Origin of the sequence: Fodinibius roseus (genome assembly GCF_900129315.1) — a bacterium.
Lineage (GTDB): Bacteria > Bacteroidota > Rhodothermia > Balneolales > Balneolaceae > Fodinibius > Fodinibius roseus.
Genome location: NZ_FQUS01000007.1, coordinates 122,379 through 138,776 on the forward strand (window position 1 = coordinate 122,379; position 16,398 = coordinate 138,776).

A 16,398-nucleotide genomic window follows, 5' to 3' on the forward strand; every position below is an offset into this window, starting at 1 on the left:
TTGTGTATTTGTTTCAGTCAAAGGTATGAAATTGACGGTTCTTTAAGAAGCAGCCGTCTTACGGTGTGTTCTTTAAAAACAGCAATAGCGCATGAGAAATCAATTAAAAATCCGACCTTTCCCGGAAGTGTAATTTAAGTTAGCATTAAGAGCACTCAGCAGTTATCTTTTAGCTCTTTACTAATTTATGAGAAACAAAGTGCAGAAGTACAAAAAATTCTGGCAGCTCATCGTCCGGCTGCTGAAGAAGAAAGACATTTTTTTTAACGCGTCTGCTATCACCTTCAACCTATTTATTTGTGCGATACCCTTTACGCTGCTGATGATCTCTATCATAGGTTATGTGCTTACCTATGACGAAGCGTTCAATGAAATTCTTCGTTATGGACGCGAGCTGTTTCCCAGTTTTACCTATGAGTCAGAATCAGGAGATGTGTACCGGGGCGCCGTGACCCTGGAGACACTGCTTAATCCGCTGATCGGAGCACGGCAGATTTTCGGAATTATGGGGACAATTATCCTGGTTTTCTTTTCCCAGGGGTTATTCCATACGCTCAAGCACGTCGTGTTTGATATCTTTGATATAAAAGATCGCCGTCATCCTATCTTAGAGATGGTCTACAACTTTTTTACCTTCGGGTTAGTGGGCAGCGTTTTCCTGTTTTTCAGCCTGATCATTTCACTCGTATCCCTGGTATCCATCAATGAGCTGCCGCTGCCATTTACGGATATGGTGTTTGAGCTGGGTTGGCTGTATGAACTGCTCAATCTGGTTATCCCTGTTTTATTTACCTTTTTTCTGTTTTTTATCATTTTCCGGTATATAACGGAAAAACGGATGCAGCTGAAAGTGGCTCTGCTCGCCGCCCTGACCTATACCATCCTTTTCGAGCTGGCCAAGTTCGGGGTCGGCTGGTATCTGGAGTATGCCCTCCATTCCTACCGCTATTTTTACCAGGGATACACGATCCTGGTTATCATTGGTGTGTGGGCATTCTATTCTGCAGCCCTTTTTGTTTTTAGCACAATCATTGCCCGGGCTTACCAGCAGGTTTTTGTTGAAGATCAATCTATCCCGAGGAACCCGTATACCGTTATTTCATAAGCTTTCCTCTTTCGAATCAATTATGCATTAGCTGCTTAACTTCAATCACTAAACGGGTTAAAAAAGTAAATATATACTATGTCCGGCCATAAGCTTCCCCTTTCATTTTACCGGCAGCCCGATGTTGTCCGTCTCAGCCGTCAGTTAGTGGGCAAGGTGTTGTGTACCCAAACCGGAGATACTCCGGTGACGAGCGGAATTATTACCGAAACGGAAGCCTATTCCGGCCGCAACGACAAAGCCTCCCACGCTCACGGCGGCCGCCGGACGCAGCGCACGGAAACCATGTACCGGGCCGGAGGTATCGGGTATGTATACCTGTGTTACGGCATTCACCATCTGTTTAATGTGGTGACGAACACAGAAAATGAGGCCGATGCGGTACTGATTCGTGCCATTGAGCCGCTGGAAGGCCGTGAAATGATGATGCAGCGGAGAGGAGCAGACCGAATTTCTCCTTCCCTGACGGCGGGGCCCGGTCGCCTGAGCCAGGCGTTGAATATTACGACCGCCCTTGATGGGATCGATCTCACCGGAAATACCATCTGGATTGAAGACCGGGACCGTTCGTTTGCCGATCATGAAATGGTGGCTGCGCCCCGTGTCGGCGTTGATTATGCCGGTGAGGATGCACGGCTTCCCCGGCGTTTTTATGTGCGGGGAAACCGCTGGGTCAGCGCAAAATAAAAAGGCCCATCCCCATGGATGAGCCTTCACAAGGTATAAAAAAAGGGAACTATCAGTTCTGTTGTCCGTTACCCATACCGGCAATTTCCTGGAATCGCTTCATCACTTCGGGATTGGTGCGTACCGCCTGCATAATCTGTTGAAACCGCTGGGGCTGCAGGCCATTATCCTGGATGATACTCACCATTTCCTGCTGGGATTTTTTTTGCATTTCCATCAGCTTGGGCTGGATCGCTTTCATGGTCTCTTCCTCTTCTGCGGAAACTTCCACGGAGTCCGCCATTTTGGGATTGCGCTTGCTCATCATAATCTTTCGGAAGCGCTCCATTTCCATATCTTGCTCTGCAAGCATAGAATCGACTTCATCTCTCATTTTTTGCTGGACTTTTTGAGACTCGGTAGTGACATCGGCAAATTTTTCAAGCTCTGCATCCGTGATGCTATCCGCCTGGGCAGGTTGCTGCTGCTGAGGTTGTTGAACTTGAGCAACGGCCGATCCGGCCATAAGTAACAACCCGGTTAAGACGGGCATTATCGTTTTGAAAAACTTCATAAAGTGAAATCTAAATTAAAAATTAACATCCTTTCCCTAAGAAGTTGGACTAATATAGAGATTATTTGTTCCGAATTAAAACAACCCGCAGACAGCTGATATATTGTGGAACCATTTGAACGTACGTCGATCAACCATCCGTAATCATAACAAGTTCGGTCCTGTAAGGGTTATATCAGAGTACCAGTGATGAGCAGCTTTTATTTTCTGGCTACCGGAAGAAACAGGTTTGGCAAAATGGTCGCATTTATAAACCGTAAACCAAGCCTGGGGCAAGGTAGGGGGATGGTACGTTGACCGGGAGAAGAGTTAGTTTCGTATTGTTTGGAGCGGACTCCTTTTATATTTTATTAGTAGGCTTTGCAAAACCGTTCTGTTGGTCAACTTTTGCATTTTCGCGTATACACCATCCTCACATATGTTGTCGTGGATGTTGTGGGTTTGAATACGTTCAGGGGTTGATATTGACCAAAATCCCCGGTTTTTCAAAGCTTGCTTTTAATTTTATACAAGGCATAAAGCCAGGAGCATCCACCACATACCTCATCGAATATGCGTATTGTCTCGCTGCTTCCAAGTCTCACAGAAATAGTTTCGGCACTGGACAGGAAGGAGCATCTTGTGGGACGTTCGCACGACTGTAATTTTCCGCCCGGTATTACTGCTTTGCCTTCCTGTACGGAGCCCAAATTTCAGGCAGATGGAACCAGTTATGAAATGGATCAGCGGGTTAAAGCGATTCTTCAGGAAGGACTCTCCGTTTACCGGGTGGATGCGGAGCAGCTTGCAAAACTGAAACCTGATATCATTTTAACTCAGGATCATTGTGAGGTTTGTGCCGCTTCGCTAAGTGATGTGCAGGAAGCGGTGCAATCGACCCTCGCTGAAGAGGTTACTATTATTTCGGTGTCTCCTACCGACCTTTCTTCGGCGGTGGATGCCGTTCGCATTGTGGCTCGTGCTATAGAGGCCGAAAAAGAAGCGGAAGAGCTAACGGCACAGATGAAAGAAGACCTGCGGGAGATTCAGCGGCAGACACGGCCCCTTCGCCGTCCCGATGTTCTCTGCCTTGAGTGGCTGAATCCGTTGATGGCTGCGGGCAACTGGGTGCCTGAGCTTGTGCAGCTTGCCGGAGGGACCCCGCTGGCTGCGACAGCAGGAGCCTATTCACCAAAGCTGGAATGGGAAAAAGTGAGGAGGTTGAATCCCGGAATTATTACCATAGCCCCCTGCGGATATGAGATTTCCAAAACACTTGCGGAGCTTGATACGGTAACGAACCGTCCCGGATGGATGGAGCTGAAAGCCGTACAAAACCACCAGGTGTTTATCATGGATGGCGATCAATATGTTAACCGCCCGGGTCCGCGCCTCGTTGATACTACCCGTATTCTGGCTGAAATTATTCATCCTTCACGCTTCCGCACGTCTTCGGGCCGATACCCGGACTGGATTAACCTTCGCGATTACCAATTCAAGCAAAATATTTGCTGATATGCCTGGATTTATTGTCATTATCGGTGCTGCTTCCGGGATGGCTCGTGCTCCGGCTGGCAAATTACACAAGCGCTGATATGCAGCAGGGGCAGCCGGCAAGCACGATTGAGCGCCTCGTTAACCATGCACACTTCACCCTCACTCTTAACCTTAACCAGCTAACAAGAATGTCCCGAACAAGCGCAGGCATATTACTCTTCCGCCGAAAACCGCATTTGCAACTTTTGCTCACCCATCCCGGCAGTCCGATGTGGCAGGACAAAGACGAGGGGGGATGGATTATTCCCACAGGCAGGGTTAGGGCCGGGGAAAATCCGTTGGACCGGGCACGGCAAGAGCTTGAAGAGGTTTTCGGCTTCATTCCCGACGGCAATTATCTGGAATTGGGATCCGTAACCGAAGAAGAGACCGGCGAATCCATTCAAATGTGGGCCGTCGAATATGACTTGCCGGAGGGGTTTACTTTTGAACCCTTCTGGTTCGAGATGGAGTGGCCGCCGGACTCGGGCCAGTTCGAATCCTTTCCCGAAATGGATCGCATCGAGTACTTTAACCCGTTTGAAGCCCGAAAAAAAATTCTTCCTTCACAACGTGCGTTTATCAGTCGAGTGATTGATGTTTGCAGCCGCACAGAACGGGAATGAGATAGTTATGGTTGTAGTGGGTAGATGTCAATGAATCCGGAGTCCAGGCAAAGGAGGCTGTCGAGAAAAAATATTCCCGTCATCTCCCGCAGTTGACACGTATCATATAGGCTAAATTTAACAGAACAACTTGAGGGGGCGTTCGTTAGTTACAGTGGTGAGAATAGGTATCCGACCGGTAAGTGCGTTAGCACTCTATAAAATTAAGATCAACATAACATACACATTGTTAGATTATGGCTGCTAAAAAACTTTTGATGATTGTTGGGGACTTTGGCGAAGATTATGAAATTATGGTGCCTTTCCAGGCGCTCCAGATGGTGGGACACACCGTCCATGCCGTTTGTCCCGGTAAAAAGGATGGCGACTCGGTAAAGACAGCTATTCACGATTTTGAAGGTGACCAGACCTATAGTGAAAAGCCCGGGCATAATTTTACGCTGAATGCTACCTTTGAGGAGATCAACCCCGAAGACTACGACGGACTGGTGTTGTCAGGGGGACGTGCTCCCGAATATTTGCGGCGCGAGGAAGGCGTCATCGAGATGATTACCCACTTTGTAGAGGCGGACAAGCCCATTGCGGCGCTCTGCCACGGATTGCAACTACTCTCCGCGGCCGACGCGGTCAGGGGCAAAACACTCACCGCCTATCCGGCATGCGGGCCAGAAATGGAGGCTGCGGGAGCTGATTATAGAGATGTGGCCGCTACCGAGGTGGTGGTTGACGGTAATCTTGTAACCTCCCCGGCATGGCCGGGTCATCCCAAATGGCTGGCTGCTTTTCTTGAGGTGCTGGGGACGAAAATTTCTCATTAGCCCGGATTTCAAAGCACTCGGCCGGGTACCCTTGTCGAAGGAGGGATGAAAGGAGGTCCGCTACTCCTTAATATTATATATAAATTGACAAAGGTTTCAGCAAAAGATACATTGCTCCCTCCAACGGCAAGCGGCAGAGACTATTATCTTGCTAAGTAGTTGTGGGGTGGTCAGCCCGTATTTCTCATAAAAATTTATGGTATAATGTTGTAACTTTCTGATACAGATAAACTTATGTTGATTTTTGAGGTCTATAAATCATTACAATGTGTAACATACTGCGAACGTTGTCCATCAGCTGCGTTAAAGGGAAAATAACGTGTCAGCGTAGCGGGCCAAGTACGTCTTCGCTGCTTTATCTTCGCCTTGCTGAAGAACAAATTTTTGATGAGAAATCCGGGTTAGATATAGTATCTTCTTGATCATAGTGGGGTGATTAATGGAAATAACGGTTAAACCGCATAGCATTTCTTTTTTGGGGCTTGCCTCTTTTATCTTTTTTTTCGGATGCACTTCATTCGATGGCTGTGCTCAGCAGGTAATTGACAACCTTTCTCTTCCCGAAGGATTTTCGGTGGAAATCTATGCTTCTGATGTACCGGATGTTCGACAAATGGTTCTCAGCAACGGCGGCATGGTGTATGCGGGCAGCCGGGATGCCGGCAAAATATACGCTATAGCTGATCATGATAACGACTTTCAAGCCGATACGGTTTATACCATTGACGAGGATCTCCGGTTACCCAGCGGGGTGGCTTATCGCGGGGGCTCGCTGTATGTGGGAGCGGTAAGCCGGATTCTCCGGTATGATGATATTGATGAGCGGCTCGAAGACCCCCCGGAGCCGGTAGTCGTGAGCGATTCGTATCCTTCCGAGGGGCATCACGGCTGGAAATTTATTGCTTTTGGCCCCGACGGCAAACTTTACGTTCCGGTGGGAGCACCGTGTAATATCTGTGACTCTGATAAGGAAATGTACGCCAGCATAACCAAGATGAGTGCCGACGGGTCGAATCGCGAGATTATAGCGCACGGGGTACGCAATTCGGTAGGGTTCGACTGGCACCCCGAAACCGGGGAACTTTGGTTTACCGATAACGGCCGCGACTGGATGGGCGACAATCAGCCGCCATGCGAGTTGAATCATCTTACTGAAAAGGGGCAGCATTTTGGTTATCCCTACAAACACGGGTCGGGTATTTGGGATCCTGAGTTTGGGGAACAGGGAAAAGACAGCGGACAAACATTTCGGCCGCCCGCCCGGGAACTGGGCCCGCACGTAGCCCCGCTGGGTATGATATTTTATACCGGCGACCTTTTCCCGGAGGAATATCAGCATGATATTTTAATTGCCGAGCACGGAAGTTGGAACAGAAGTGAAAAAGTCGGGTATCGTATAACGCGGGTCTCGCTTAACGGTGACAAGGCCGGATCGTACGAGTCGTTTGCAGAGGGCTGGTTACAGGAAAACGATGCCGTATGGGGACGTCCTGTGGACCTGTTGCAGCTCTCAGATGGTTCGGTTCTTATTTCAGATGATCACAGAGGTGTTATTTATCGCGTTACTTATAATCCATAATTAATCTGTATATGCTAAGAAGCCAGCGAAGAAGACAAATACGCAATATCGGACTGTTATTGCTAAGGATCGGCCTGGGCATCATGTTTATGCTGCACGGCTACCCGAAAGTTTTTGGCGGTCCCGAAATGTGGTCCGAAGTCGGATCTTCTTTGCAAAGTATCGGGATCAGTGCCGCCCCCATGTTTTTCGGCTTTATGGCGGGTATCGCTGAATTTTTTGGCGGCTTGTTTTTACTGCTGGGATTATTTTTTATCCCAAGCGTTCTCTTTCTGCTGGTGGTAATGCTGGTTGCCACCGCCACTCATATCGGAGCGGGCGATCCTTTTACGCTCTATTCCCACAGCATAGAATTAGCGATCGTCTTTTTCAGCCTGTTGTTTATCGGGTCGGGCAAGTATAATCTCGATAAAAAGCTCGAAAAACGCCGCCGCCGTTATTAAGCGTTTTCCCGGAGGGTCTGGTCGATATTTTTATTTTTTTTATTGTCAACACTGTGCCGTGAAAACACAAGAAATATCAAGAAATCAGTTCCACTGAGTAAAATAAAGTGGTCTTCTTCACGGTCCTCCAAGCCTGACAGACTCCATGGCTGTTGTGTTTTTACGCCTCTTGAATGGTATACGGCATGGAGTATGTTAGGGAATGTGAGGTAGCCTTCTGCTTGTACAAACCGCAAATAAACGCAATTTGACTTACGTTATTTTATTATGAAAGCTATGGTCATGGATCGCGCCGGGGAACCGCTTCAACTGCGGGATCTGCCGGTTCCGGAACCAAATGAAGAAGAGCTGTTACTCAACGTGCAGAGCTGCGGCATATGCCGCACCGACCTGCATGTTATAGACGGGGACCTCGATGATCCGAAACTGCCGCTGGTACTGGGACACCAGATTGTGGGTACGGTTAGAGAAACAGGGCGTAATGTCACTAATTACAAGGTGGGCGACAAAGTGGGCGTCCCATGGCTCGGCCATACCTGCGGTGAATGCGAGTTTTGCCGGTCCGGCCGGGAAAACCTGTGTGACCGCGCCCGGTTTACCGGCTACGATATGAACGGCGGATTCGCGGAGTATGCGACGGCCAACGTTCGTTTTTGCTTTCCTGTACCGGACGACTACCCTGCCGTACAGGCAGCCCCGCTGCTGTGCGCGGGTCTTATCGGGTACCGTTCGCTGAGGAAGACCGGGGACGCACAAACGCTCGGATTTTACGGGTTCGGATCGGCTGCCCATATTCTCACCCAGGTAGCGCTGTATCAAAACAGGGAGGTGTATGCCTTTACACGTCCGGGGGATAAGAAAGGGCAGCAGTTTGCGCGCTCTCTGGGGGCCGCCTGGGCCGGCGGTTCCGAAACCCTGCCGCCCCGGCAATTGGATGCGGCCATTATTTTCGCTCCGGTCGGCAAGCTCGTCCCCCAGTCCCTGAAAGCGATCAAGAAGGGGGGCAAAGTGGTATGTGCGGGCATCCATATGAGTGATATTCCGGGCTTCCCGTATCGGGACCTGTGGGGGGAGCGGTCCGTGGAGTCGGTGGCCAACCTCACCCGGCAGGATGGCGTGGATTTCATGCAGCTGGCGCCCCGCATCCCGGTAGAGTCCAGGGTTGAAACGTATGCGCTCAGGGAGGCCAATAAAGCGCTTGATGATTTGCGGGAGGGAAATTTTAACGGATCAGCTGTTTTGGAGATCGGCTAATTGCTTTTAAAGGTTCCCTCTTAGGCCGTAGGGGATGAGGTTTTATTCAGGTTTAACTGCAGAGTACGTCAGATTGAAATATTCATACCTACCTTCAGGAGGCACAGTAAATGATAAACACGAATTTTTTAACCAGGGTTATTTCGCAGGCCCTAACCAATTTCTCGGTTTGGTTGGGGGTAATAACGAATCTTATAAACCATCCGTTAAATTTTTAACGGTTCCTGATATCGAGGGTTATTATTTGTATTTTTATGGGTTATAGCAGCACAACACTTCTCTAATTTGTATAATTTAAAAAACTGTTCATATGCACGATGTTGTACTCATACCCGGCGACGGTATCGGGCCGGAAATTACAGATTCTGTAACAACCATTTTCCAGGAGGCGGGCGCTCCCGTTAACTGGATACGCTGTTCGGCGGGACTCACGGCATATGAGGAGCTGGGCAATCCCCTGCCGGAGGAGACGCTGGAGGCTATCGAAAAGCATCGTGTGGCGCTGAAGGGGCCGTTAACCACGCCGGTTGGTTCCGGATTTCGTTCCGTGAATGTAGAGCTTCGCAAAAGATTTAAGCTATACAGCAATATTCGTCCCGCCAAATCACTCCCCCACATCGAAAGCCGTTATGCGGATATCGACCTGGTGATGTTCCGGGAAAATACCGAGGGATTGTATATCGGTAAAGAAAAATGGGTTGCGAAGGACAAACATGCCGAGAGTATTGCCGTTGTAACCAGGGAGGCCAGCGAGCGGCTGATCCGGGCGGCTTTTGACTACGCCCGCGAGAACGGCCGAAAAAAAATAACGCTGGTGCACAAAGCCAATATCCTGAAATATACCAGCGGCTTATTTATGGAAGTCGGGGCGGAGCTCGCGGAAGAGTACCCGGATATTGAATACGAGGATCTTATTGTCGATAATATGGCCATGCAGATGGTCATGTACCCGAACAACTACGACCTTATTGTGACGACGAACCTTTTTGGGGATATCCTTTCGGATCTTGCCTCCGGCCTGGTAGGGGGACTCGGTCTTACGGGGGCGGCCAATATCGGGGATGATGCCGCAATATTTGAAGCGGTACACGGTTCCGCTCCCGATATTGCAGGACAGAATAAAGCCAATCCCATTGCTTTCCTGCTCTCCTCGCTGATGCTGCTCGACTATCTCGAAGAGCAGGGGACCGCTGACAAAATCAGGCAGGCTGTTTATGCGGCACTGGCAGACAAGAAGGTCTGTACCCCCGATATCGGGGGCAGCGGATCGACGACGTCTTTTACCGAAGCGGTGTGTAAAAACCTTGGTTAGACAAAGAGTAGTTTAACGTAATAATTATTCACTTTTAAGGGCGCGCTATTCCGTAATGCGACGGATACCTCTCCGCCAAATCCGTGATCTGTTCCGGGGGTGACTTTTTTTTGAATTCAATATTGATTCAAGTTCATATAATGGATATGCTTTCGCTCAATCACTGAACATTAAATTAATCAGAGCCGCCCGACTTGCCTGCTTACGCTGACATCGTTTTTTCGACTGCTGTGCGCCAGCCCTTTACCTATATGCTGTCCGGTGAGGAGGCGCGCTCGGAAGCGGAGGTGGGAAAACGGGCCTGGGTCCCGCTCCGGAAGCACAAGGCGATTGGATTTATTGTTAATATCCATAACCAGGTGCCCGATTTCGACACTCGTCCCGTCGTAAAGATACTTGATGATACCCCGGTACTCTCAACAGAGCTGCTTGAACTGAGCCGCTGGATCCACAGGTTTTATTATTGCGGGTGGGGAGAAGCCATTCAGGCGGCACTGCCGGCCGGACTCAGCTTCCATTCCGAGAAGAAGCTCAGGGCGGCCGGCGGACCTGTCCCGGAGCATCTGGACGACCGGGAGTCTGAGATTGTCAAAGAAATTCAAAAGCATGGATCCTATTCCCAGAAAGAGGCTCATAAGCGCTGGAATGACGAGCTCGTCGGGCGGCTGGTGGGACAAAAATTACTGGAGATCTGGGAAGAGCCGGCGGTGAAGATGGAGGCGCGGACCGAAAACATGTGGCGGTGGAGGGATGAAAACGCCCGGGATAAAGCGAAAAAACTGGTAGAGGAGCATGAAAAAGCGGATAAAAATTACAAATGGGTCCGCGCGCTGAAGCTGCTTACAGAGCTTGATTTGCCGGAATTTCAGCGGAATTTAACGCCCTGCGAGTTGCTGGAGTACTATACGCTCAACCGTATTGCCGACGAGGGATTGATACGGGCCGAGGAGGTAGAGTCCAATAACCTGAGCCTGAGACACGAACATGATCCCACCCGGTTAAAAACGCTGAATGAAGAGCAGGAAGAAGCCTTTGAGCAGATTCACACCGCTCTGGAATCCCGGAACTATGCCTCGTTCCTGCTTTATGGCGTGACCGGAAGCGGGAAGACGGAAGTGTATATCCATGCGCTGAAGAAAGCCCTGGAGCAGGGGAGAGGGGGACTGGTGCTGGTCCCGGAGATCGGGCTCACGCCGCAGATTGTCAAGCGGTTCTATATGATATTCGGGGATGACATAGCGGTGCTTCACAGCCGCCTGACCAACCGGGAGCGCTACGACGCCTGGCGAGCGCTCCAGCAGGGAGAAAAACGGATTGCCATCGGGGCGCGCTCCGCCGTCTTTGCGCCGGTCCGGAACCTGGGACTGATTGTTGTTGACGAAGAACACGATGCCTCTTACAAGCAGAAAGATCCCGCCCCCCGCTATCACGGCCGCGACGCGGCGATCATGCGGGCGCATATTAACGATGCGGTCGTGGTTATGGGTTCGGCGACACCCAGTATGGTCTCCCTGCAGGGAGCTAAAAAGGGGAAAAACACCATGCTCACGCTGAGGGAGCGCCCCTTTGAGGCTACCCTGCCCGAGGTGGAAGTACTGGATCTTAAACAGTACCGGTCTGCGATGCGCGGTCCTATTGCAGTGCCGCTGTTCCAGGCCATAGAAGCGGCCCTGGAGCGGGAGGAGCAGGCGATCCTGCTTTACAACCGGCGGGGCTTTTCCTTCTACCTGCAGTGCGGGGAGTGCGGGGAGATCCCGGAATGTCCAAATTGTTCGGTGAGCCTGACCTTTCATAAATCCAAAAAACAGCTGCGGTGTCATTACTGCGGCTACTCAGAGCGCCAGCCCCGTCGGTGCAAGGAGTGCGGACAGGAGGCCGTGCATCCGAAAGGGAGCGGCACCCAGCAGCTTGAGGAACAGATCGCTGAGCTGTTTACGGAAGCGCGGACGTTGCGAATGGACTTCGATACCACTTCCGGTAAAAATGCCCACGCCGATATCCTGAAAACCTTTGAGCGCAAGGAAGCCGATATTTTAGTGGGGACCCAGATTGTCGGCAAGGGGCTTGACTTTCCCGATGTGACGGTGGTCGGTGTGATTGATGCCGATACCGAGCTGGCCTTTCCTTCCTTCCGGTCGGGCGAACGGATGTTTCAGCTGCTCAGCCAGGTGGCGGGTCGCTCGGGGAGGGCCGGTAAAGAGGGGAAGGTTTATTTTCAGACCTGGCAGCCCGATCACCCGGCCATCCAGGCGGCACAAAAGCACCAGTTTAACGAATTTGCCCACCAGGAGCTGGCCCAGCGGAAAATGCTGCAGTACCCGCCCTACTCCCGCATCATCCGGTTTGTCTTCAAAGGAAAAAAAGAGGGAAGGGTGCGTCGTGTGGCCATGGCTTATACCGAAAGCCTGATGGAAACGATCGGTCATCCCGATCCGGTACTGGGTCCCTCACCCGCGCCGATCAGCCGGATGCAAAACTATTACCGCTGGGAGAGTTTGGTTAAAATAAAGCCGGACAACGGCGCCGGGGCCATCGAACAGCTTCTGGACCGGACGTTCGAACGATATGAGAAGCACAAACCCCGGGGAGCCAGCAGCGTGCGCATCAACGTAAATGTAGACGCGCTGGAGTGATGAACCCGAATTATTCGTGAGGAGGTATGAATTAAATTCTAAAGTGATTAATCTTGCATTACTTGTCCGCGGTTTATCACACAGCCCAACTGTGATGAAATGATCCGGATTATTTTATTTTAGCGCCTCTACCCCGGCTTGTGCCACTGTATGATCGTTGTCAACCGTGCTTCCCGATACGCCTATGGCCCCTATAATATAGCCCTCTTTGTTTTCTATGGGTATTCCGCCGGGAAAAGAAATTAACCCGTCATTGGAATGTTCGATATTGTAAAGGGCACCGCCGGGCTGGGATAATTTTCCTATTTCCCCTGTATTCATATCGAAATAGCGGGCTGTCTTCGCTTTTTTAACAGCTATGTCAATAGATCCCAGCCATGCCCCGTCTTGTCGTACAAAGGCTTTAAGGTTAGCGCCTCCATCTACGATGGCAATATTCATCTTCAGATCCAGTTCATCCGCTTTCTTTTTAGATGCTGCAATAGCTTTTTCAGCTTGTTGTAGAGTAATGTCCATAGAAATTATAGGTATAGAAATGAAATTTAGAGTGTCCGTTCAATAGGAAAATGATTCTCAATAGGAATTCGTTTCCCGGATACAGGCTTATACGGATTCTTCATTGCATACATACACAATAGTCCCCGCAGCATTCGTTATAATTACTTGCAATCTATGGAATAAATTCGATTATTACAGTTCAAAAAGATATCATTTTATAGCACGAGGTGCCTATGGGTGAGTTCAAAGTAAAGCTGGCTGACAATCAGGAAGAAGTGCAGCGCTTTATGAAATATGTATTGAGAGACCTGCGGGCATTGGATCGCATGCTGGAGGAGGATGGCTGGTTCGAGACTGATCCAATCCGTATCGGGGCCGAGCAGGAGCTTTGCCTGGTCGACCAGCAGGCAAAAGCCTGGCCGCGTTCGATGGAGATCCTGGACAAGCTGAAAAGCAAGGGTGCGGAAGGGTTTACCACCGAATTCGCCAAATTTAATCTCGAAATAAATTTAGAGCCGCTTGAATTTACGGGGGACTGCCTCTCGCAGATGGAGGAAAACCTGCAGCAGAAGGTTGACCAGGTACGGGCGGTTACCGAAGAGATGGGGGGTGAAATCCTGTTGACGGGGATCCTTCCGACCATCCGCAAGATGGATATCGATCTCAAGAATATGACGCCCCTTCAGCGCTACCGGGCGCTCTGCCAGGCGATCATCAGGCAGCGCAGCGAGGATTTTGACTTGCGAATACAGGGAATGGACGAGCTGCTTATGAAGGTCGATTCCCCGCTCCTGGAGGCCTGCAACACGGCTTACCAGGTTCACCTGCAGGTAAAGCCGCAGGAGTTCGTAACCAGGTATAATATTGCCCAGCTGATCACGGCCCCGGTGCTGGCGGGCTCTGTGGGTTCTCCCATCCTTTTTGGCAAGCGGCTTTGGAATGAAACCCGTATTGCCCTTTTCCAGCAGTCCATAGATACGCGAACCGTGGGGGATCATCTGCGTGAAAGCAGCCCCCGGGTCACCTTCGGCAACGAATGGGTGCAGGAAAGCATCCTGGAAATTTACCAGGAGGATACCGCCCGTCACCGGGTGATGTTGAGCTCGGAAGTGGAAGAGAACGTGGAGAAGATGCTGGATGAAGGCACCCCGCCGGCGCTGCATGCGCTGCAGGTCCACAACGGCACAGTCTACCGGTGGAACCGTCCCTGTTACGGGATCACCGACGGCAAAGCACACCTTCGGATAGAGAATCGCGTACTGGCTTCGGGTCCCACCGTCACCGATGAGATCGCCAATTCTGCTTTCTGGCTGGGACTCATGAACAAGATGGATGACTATTACCCGGATGTTTCCGAAAGGATGGATTTTGACGACGCCCGGCTGAATTTTGTGGCCGCTTCCAAGATGGGACTCGATACCAATTTTCGATGGTTCGGCGACAAGCGAATTAATGCGGTGGATCTGATTACAGAAGAGCTGCTGCCCATAGCGCGGGAGGGGTTGCAGGAGGCGGGCATTGACAGTGATGACATTACCGGTTACCTGGATATCATTAACAGGCGGGTATTCTCGGGACAGACGCCCTCGTACTGGATGCTCAATAACTATGCAAGGCTGATGAAAGAAAATGAGTCCAAGGAACACACGCTGGCCACCATCACAACGGCCATGATCAAAAACCAGAAAAAGGGCGAGCCGGTTCACAAATGGGGACGTGCCCGGGCTGAAGACCTGAAACACTGGAAGCCCTCGAGTCTCATCGTGGAAGAGTTCATGACCACCGACCTGTTTACGGTACAAAAGGATGACATTTTGGAATTTGTAGCCAACCTGATGGACTGGCAGGGCATCCGGCACGTCCCTGTTGAGGATGATAAAAAACGCCTGGTAGGACTGGTAACCATGCGAATGATGTTTAAAGAATATAGCCAGGCCGTCAATGAGGGAGAGGAGGTGATGGAATCGGTTGAAGAGATTATGATTGATAATCCGATAACGATTCATCCGGAGGCCTCTATTATAGAAGCGATGGAAATTATGGAAAGTCAGCAGATCGGCTGTCTCCCGGTGGTGAAAAATAACAGGCTGGTCGGTATTATTACCGAACATAATTATATGAGTATTGCAGCAAGGCTGCTAAAAGTATTGCATTCAAACAGTAATTCCGATAATGAATCCGATGATAACTGAGCACAAAACAGACGTTGCGTCAAACCGAACGATTGGATCGTTGAAAGGCCAACAGGAGGGCCCCCTGGTCGTATTACTGACGGGCATGCACGGGAATGAGTATATTGGTGTTCAGGCCGTAGAAGAGGTGTTGGGAATTCTTAAAGAAACGGACGGTTTGGCGCGGGGGGAGGTATTGGCGATACGGGCCAACCTGACGGCTCTGAAGCACAAGGTACGTTATATCGACGAGGATATGAATCGCATATGGTTTCCCTCCATCATAAAAAAAATTCGATCTACCCCGGAGGAGAGCCTCTCCTCAACGGAGCGTGTCGAGGTAAAAGGGCTGCTGCGTATACTGGATCAGGTCGAAATACAACACGATTCTTCTGCCACGATAATGGTCGATATCCATACGTTCTCAGCAGAGGGATCGATGTTTACGCTGCCGGACCAGGACCCGGGTCAAATCGATCTGCTTTCGGAAATCTATGCGCCGATGGTCCTGGGTATCGGCCGCTCCCTGCACGGGACGGCCCTGAAGTACTATCAAAAGCGCGGGCTGTTTTCTTTCGGCCTGGAGGGCGGTCAGCACGAGAACAGCATGACGAAGCAGAACATCATTGCCTCGGTCATGCTGCTGCTTCGGGCCGTCGGCTGTATCGATTCCGGGGAATACCGTCCCGATATGATGGAGGACTTTCAAAAGCATCTGAAATCACAAACTCACCATTTGCCGGTACGGACCGAGTTGGTCTACCAGCACCTGATTGAGGAGGGAGACCAGTTTAAAATGCGTCCCGGCTACAAAAACTTTCAGCCGGTAAAGGAGGGACAGTGGCTGGCATCCGACCGCAACGGCAGAATTGTGGCCCAGTGCGACGGCTATGTTTTAATGCCGTTGTACCAGCGGCAGGGCCGGGAGGGATTCTTTATCATCAAGGAGCAGGACGACATGCAGTCAAGTTAGCCAGGTTTTTAATCTGGGTATGAACGTTTGAGGCAGAGGATACGGTTGTGGAAATGAAGGTTGAATTGTTGAACGTCCCTCCTGATAATCAAATCCCCCGTATTGAATCTTGCCAATAGCTCTACAGAAGCAGTCCAGAATAACAAAGAACCGTTACACAATAAGGAAACCAGTCGGTAAAGGCCTGATTTTTTGTTATTTTTACCCTCCTTTGACCAACCGGTTCAGGGA

The 16,398-nt window shown here is 50.4% G+C and carries 14 protein-coding genes; 12 read left to right on the forward strand and 2 right to left on the reverse strand.

Going from position 1 to position 16,398, the window contains the following annotated elements:
* The first annotated feature begins 187 nt into the window (after positions 1-187).
* Both BUB16_RS08210 and BUB16_RS08215 read left to right on the forward strand, forming a co-directional pair.
* Positions 188-1,105: a YihY/virulence factor BrkB family protein gene (locus BUB16_RS08210; protein ID WP_244545664.1), complete on the forward strand. Its 918-nt coding sequence runs from the start codon at positions 188-190 to the stop codon at positions 1,103-1,105.
* Positions 1,106-1,183: 78 nt separating this feature from the next.
* Positions 1,184-1,792 carry a DNA-3-methyladenine glycosylase gene (locus BUB16_RS08215; RefSeq protein WP_073062089.1) on the forward strand — a complete coding sequence of 203 codons (609 nt, stop codon included), beginning with the start codon at positions 1,184-1,186 and terminating at the stop codon, positions 1,790-1,792.
* Positions 1,793-1,844: 52 nt separating this feature from the next.
* Here BUB16_RS08215 and BUB16_RS08220 read toward each other — a convergent pair whose 3' ends face one another.
* On the reverse strand, positions 1,845-2,345 hold the full coding sequence (locus tag BUB16_RS08220) for a DUF4168 domain-containing protein (RefSeq protein WP_084088134.1): 501 nt from the start codon (positions 2,343-2,345) through the stop codon (positions 1,845-1,847).
* A gap of 552 nt (positions 2,346-2,897) precedes the next feature.
* Between BUB16_RS08220 and BUB16_RS08225 the strand changes: the two genes are divergently transcribed.
* The 8 genes from BUB16_RS08225 to priA all read left to right on the forward strand — a co-directional run bounded on the left by BUB16_RS08225 (position 2,898) and on the right by priA (position 12,525).
* Positions 2,898-3,839, forward strand: a complete 942-nt coding sequence (locus BUB16_RS08225; RefSeq protein ID WP_073062096.1) for an ABC transporter substrate-binding protein — start codon at positions 2,898-2,900, stop codon at positions 3,837-3,839.
* 170 nt (positions 3,840-4,009) lie between these two features.
* Positions 4,010-4,486, forward strand: coding sequence for an NUDIX domain-containing protein (locus tag BUB16_RS08230; protein WP_073062383.1), 477 nt, complete (start codon positions 4,010-4,012; stop codon positions 4,484-4,486).
* A gap of 236 nt (positions 4,487-4,722) precedes the next feature.
* Positions 4,723-5,304 carry a DJ-1/PfpI family protein gene (locus tag BUB16_RS08235; RefSeq protein ID WP_073062099.1) on the forward strand — a complete coding sequence of 194 codons (582 nt, stop codon included), beginning with the start codon at positions 4,723-4,725 and terminating at the stop codon, positions 5,302-5,304.
* Positions 5,305-5,743: 439 nt separating this feature from the next.
* On the forward strand, positions 5,744-6,883 hold the full coding sequence (locus BUB16_RS08240) for a PQQ-dependent sugar dehydrogenase (protein WP_073062103.1): 1,140 nt from the start codon (positions 5,744-5,746) through the stop codon (positions 6,881-6,883).
* 11 nt (positions 6,884-6,894) lie between these two features.
* Positions 6,895-7,326, forward strand: a complete 432-nt coding sequence (locus BUB16_RS08245) for a DoxX family membrane protein (protein ID WP_211483131.1) — start codon at positions 6,895-6,897, stop codon at positions 7,324-7,326.
* A 267-nt stretch (positions 7,327-7,593) separates the two neighbouring features.
* The gene (locus tag BUB16_RS08250; RefSeq protein ID WP_073062109.1) at positions 7,594-8,580 is read left to right on the forward strand and encodes a zinc-dependent alcohol dehydrogenase family protein; all 987 of its coding nucleotides are present in this window, start codon (positions 7,594-7,596) and stop codon (positions 8,578-8,580) included.
* 310 nt (positions 8,581-8,890) lie between these two features.
* Positions 8,891-9,892, forward strand: a complete 1,002-nt coding sequence (locus BUB16_RS08255; protein ID WP_073062112.1) for an isocitrate/isopropylmalate dehydrogenase family protein — start codon at positions 8,891-8,893, stop codon at positions 9,890-9,892.
* A 194-nt stretch (positions 9,893-10,086) separates the two neighbouring features.
* Positions 10,087-12,525: a replication restart helicase PriA gene (priA, locus tag BUB16_RS08260; protein ID WP_170864331.1), complete on the forward strand. Its 2,439-nt coding sequence runs from the start codon at positions 10,087-10,089 to the stop codon at positions 12,523-12,525.
* A gap of 114 nt (positions 12,526-12,639) precedes the next feature.
* Here priA and BUB16_RS08265 read toward each other — a convergent pair whose 3' ends face one another.
* Complete coding sequence (locus tag BUB16_RS08265; RefSeq protein WP_073062116.1) at positions 12,640-13,041, reverse strand: GlcG/HbpS family heme-binding protein; 402 nt, start codon at positions 13,039-13,041, stop codon at positions 12,640-12,642.
* A gap of 215 nt (positions 13,042-13,256) precedes the next feature.
* Here BUB16_RS08265 and BUB16_RS08270 point away from each other — a divergent pair, with 215 nt between their 5' ends.
* Together BUB16_RS08270 and BUB16_RS08275 are read left to right on the forward strand one after the other, a co-directional pair.
* A complete protein-coding gene (locus BUB16_RS08270; protein ID WP_073062119.1) occupies positions 13,257-15,215 on the forward strand; it encodes a glutamate-cysteine ligase family protein in 1,959 nt (652 codons plus the stop codon).
* Entirely contained in the window at positions 15,196-16,167 is a 972-nt protein-coding gene (locus BUB16_RS08275; protein WP_084088136.1) for a succinylglutamate desuccinylase/aspartoacylase domain-containing protein, read from the forward strand. Before BUB16_RS08270 ends, BUB16_RS08275 begins: the two co-directional genes overlap by 20 nt.
* The last annotated feature ends 231 nt before the right edge of the window (positions 16,168-16,398 follow it).

What these genes read in the sequence shown, in the direction of transcription:
- BUB16_RS08240 (WP_073062103.1), top strand. Translation starts at nt 5,744, where the DNA reads ATGGAAATAACGGTTAAACCGCATAGCATTTCTTTTTTGGGGCTTGCC.
- BUB16_RS08270 (WP_073062119.1), top strand. Translation starts at nt 13,257, where the DNA reads ATGGGTGAGTTCAAAGTAAAGCTGGCTGACAATCAGGAAGAAGTGCAG.
- BUB16_RS08210 (WP_244545664.1), top strand. Translation starts at nt 188, where the DNA reads ATGAGAAACAAAGTGCAGAAGTACAAAAAATTCTGGCAGCTCATCGTC.
- BUB16_RS08225 (WP_073062096.1), top strand. Translation starts at nt 2,898, where the DNA reads ATGCGTATTGTCTCGCTGCTTCCAAGTCTCACAGAAATAGTTTCGGCA.
- BUB16_RS08220 (WP_084088134.1), bottom strand. Translation starts at nt 2,345, where the DNA reads ATGAAGTTTTTCAAAACGATAATGCCCGTCTTAACCGGGTTGTTACTT.
- BUB16_RS08265 (WP_073062116.1), bottom strand. Translation starts at nt 13,041, where the DNA reads ATGGACATTACTCTACAACAAGCTGAAAAAGCTATTGCAGCATCTAAA.
- BUB16_RS08230 (WP_073062383.1), top strand. Translation starts at nt 4,010, where the DNA reads ATGTCCCGAACAAGCGCAGGCATATTACTCTTCCGCCGAAAACCGCAT.
- BUB16_RS08215 (WP_073062089.1), top strand. Translation starts at nt 1,184, where the DNA reads ATGTCCGGCCATAAGCTTCCCCTTTCATTTTACCGGCAGCCCGATGTT.
- BUB16_RS08235 (WP_073062099.1), top strand. Translation starts at nt 4,723, where the DNA reads ATGGCTGCTAAAAAACTTTTGATGATTGTTGGGGACTTTGGCGAAGAT.
- BUB16_RS08255 (WP_073062112.1), top strand. Translation starts at nt 8,891, where the DNA reads ATGCACGATGTTGTACTCATACCCGGCGACGGTATCGGGCCGGAAATT.
- BUB16_RS08275 (WP_084088136.1), top strand. Translation starts at nt 15,196, where the DNA reads ATGAATCCGATGATAACTGAGCACAAAACAGACGTTGCGTCAAACCGA.
- BUB16_RS08245 (WP_211483131.1), top strand. Translation starts at nt 6,895, where the DNA reads ATGCTAAGAAGCCAGCGAAGAAGACAAATACGCAATATCGGACTGTTA.
- BUB16_RS08250 (WP_073062109.1), top strand. Translation starts at nt 7,594, where the DNA reads ATGAAAGCTATGGTCATGGATCGCGCCGGGGAACCGCTTCAACTGCGG.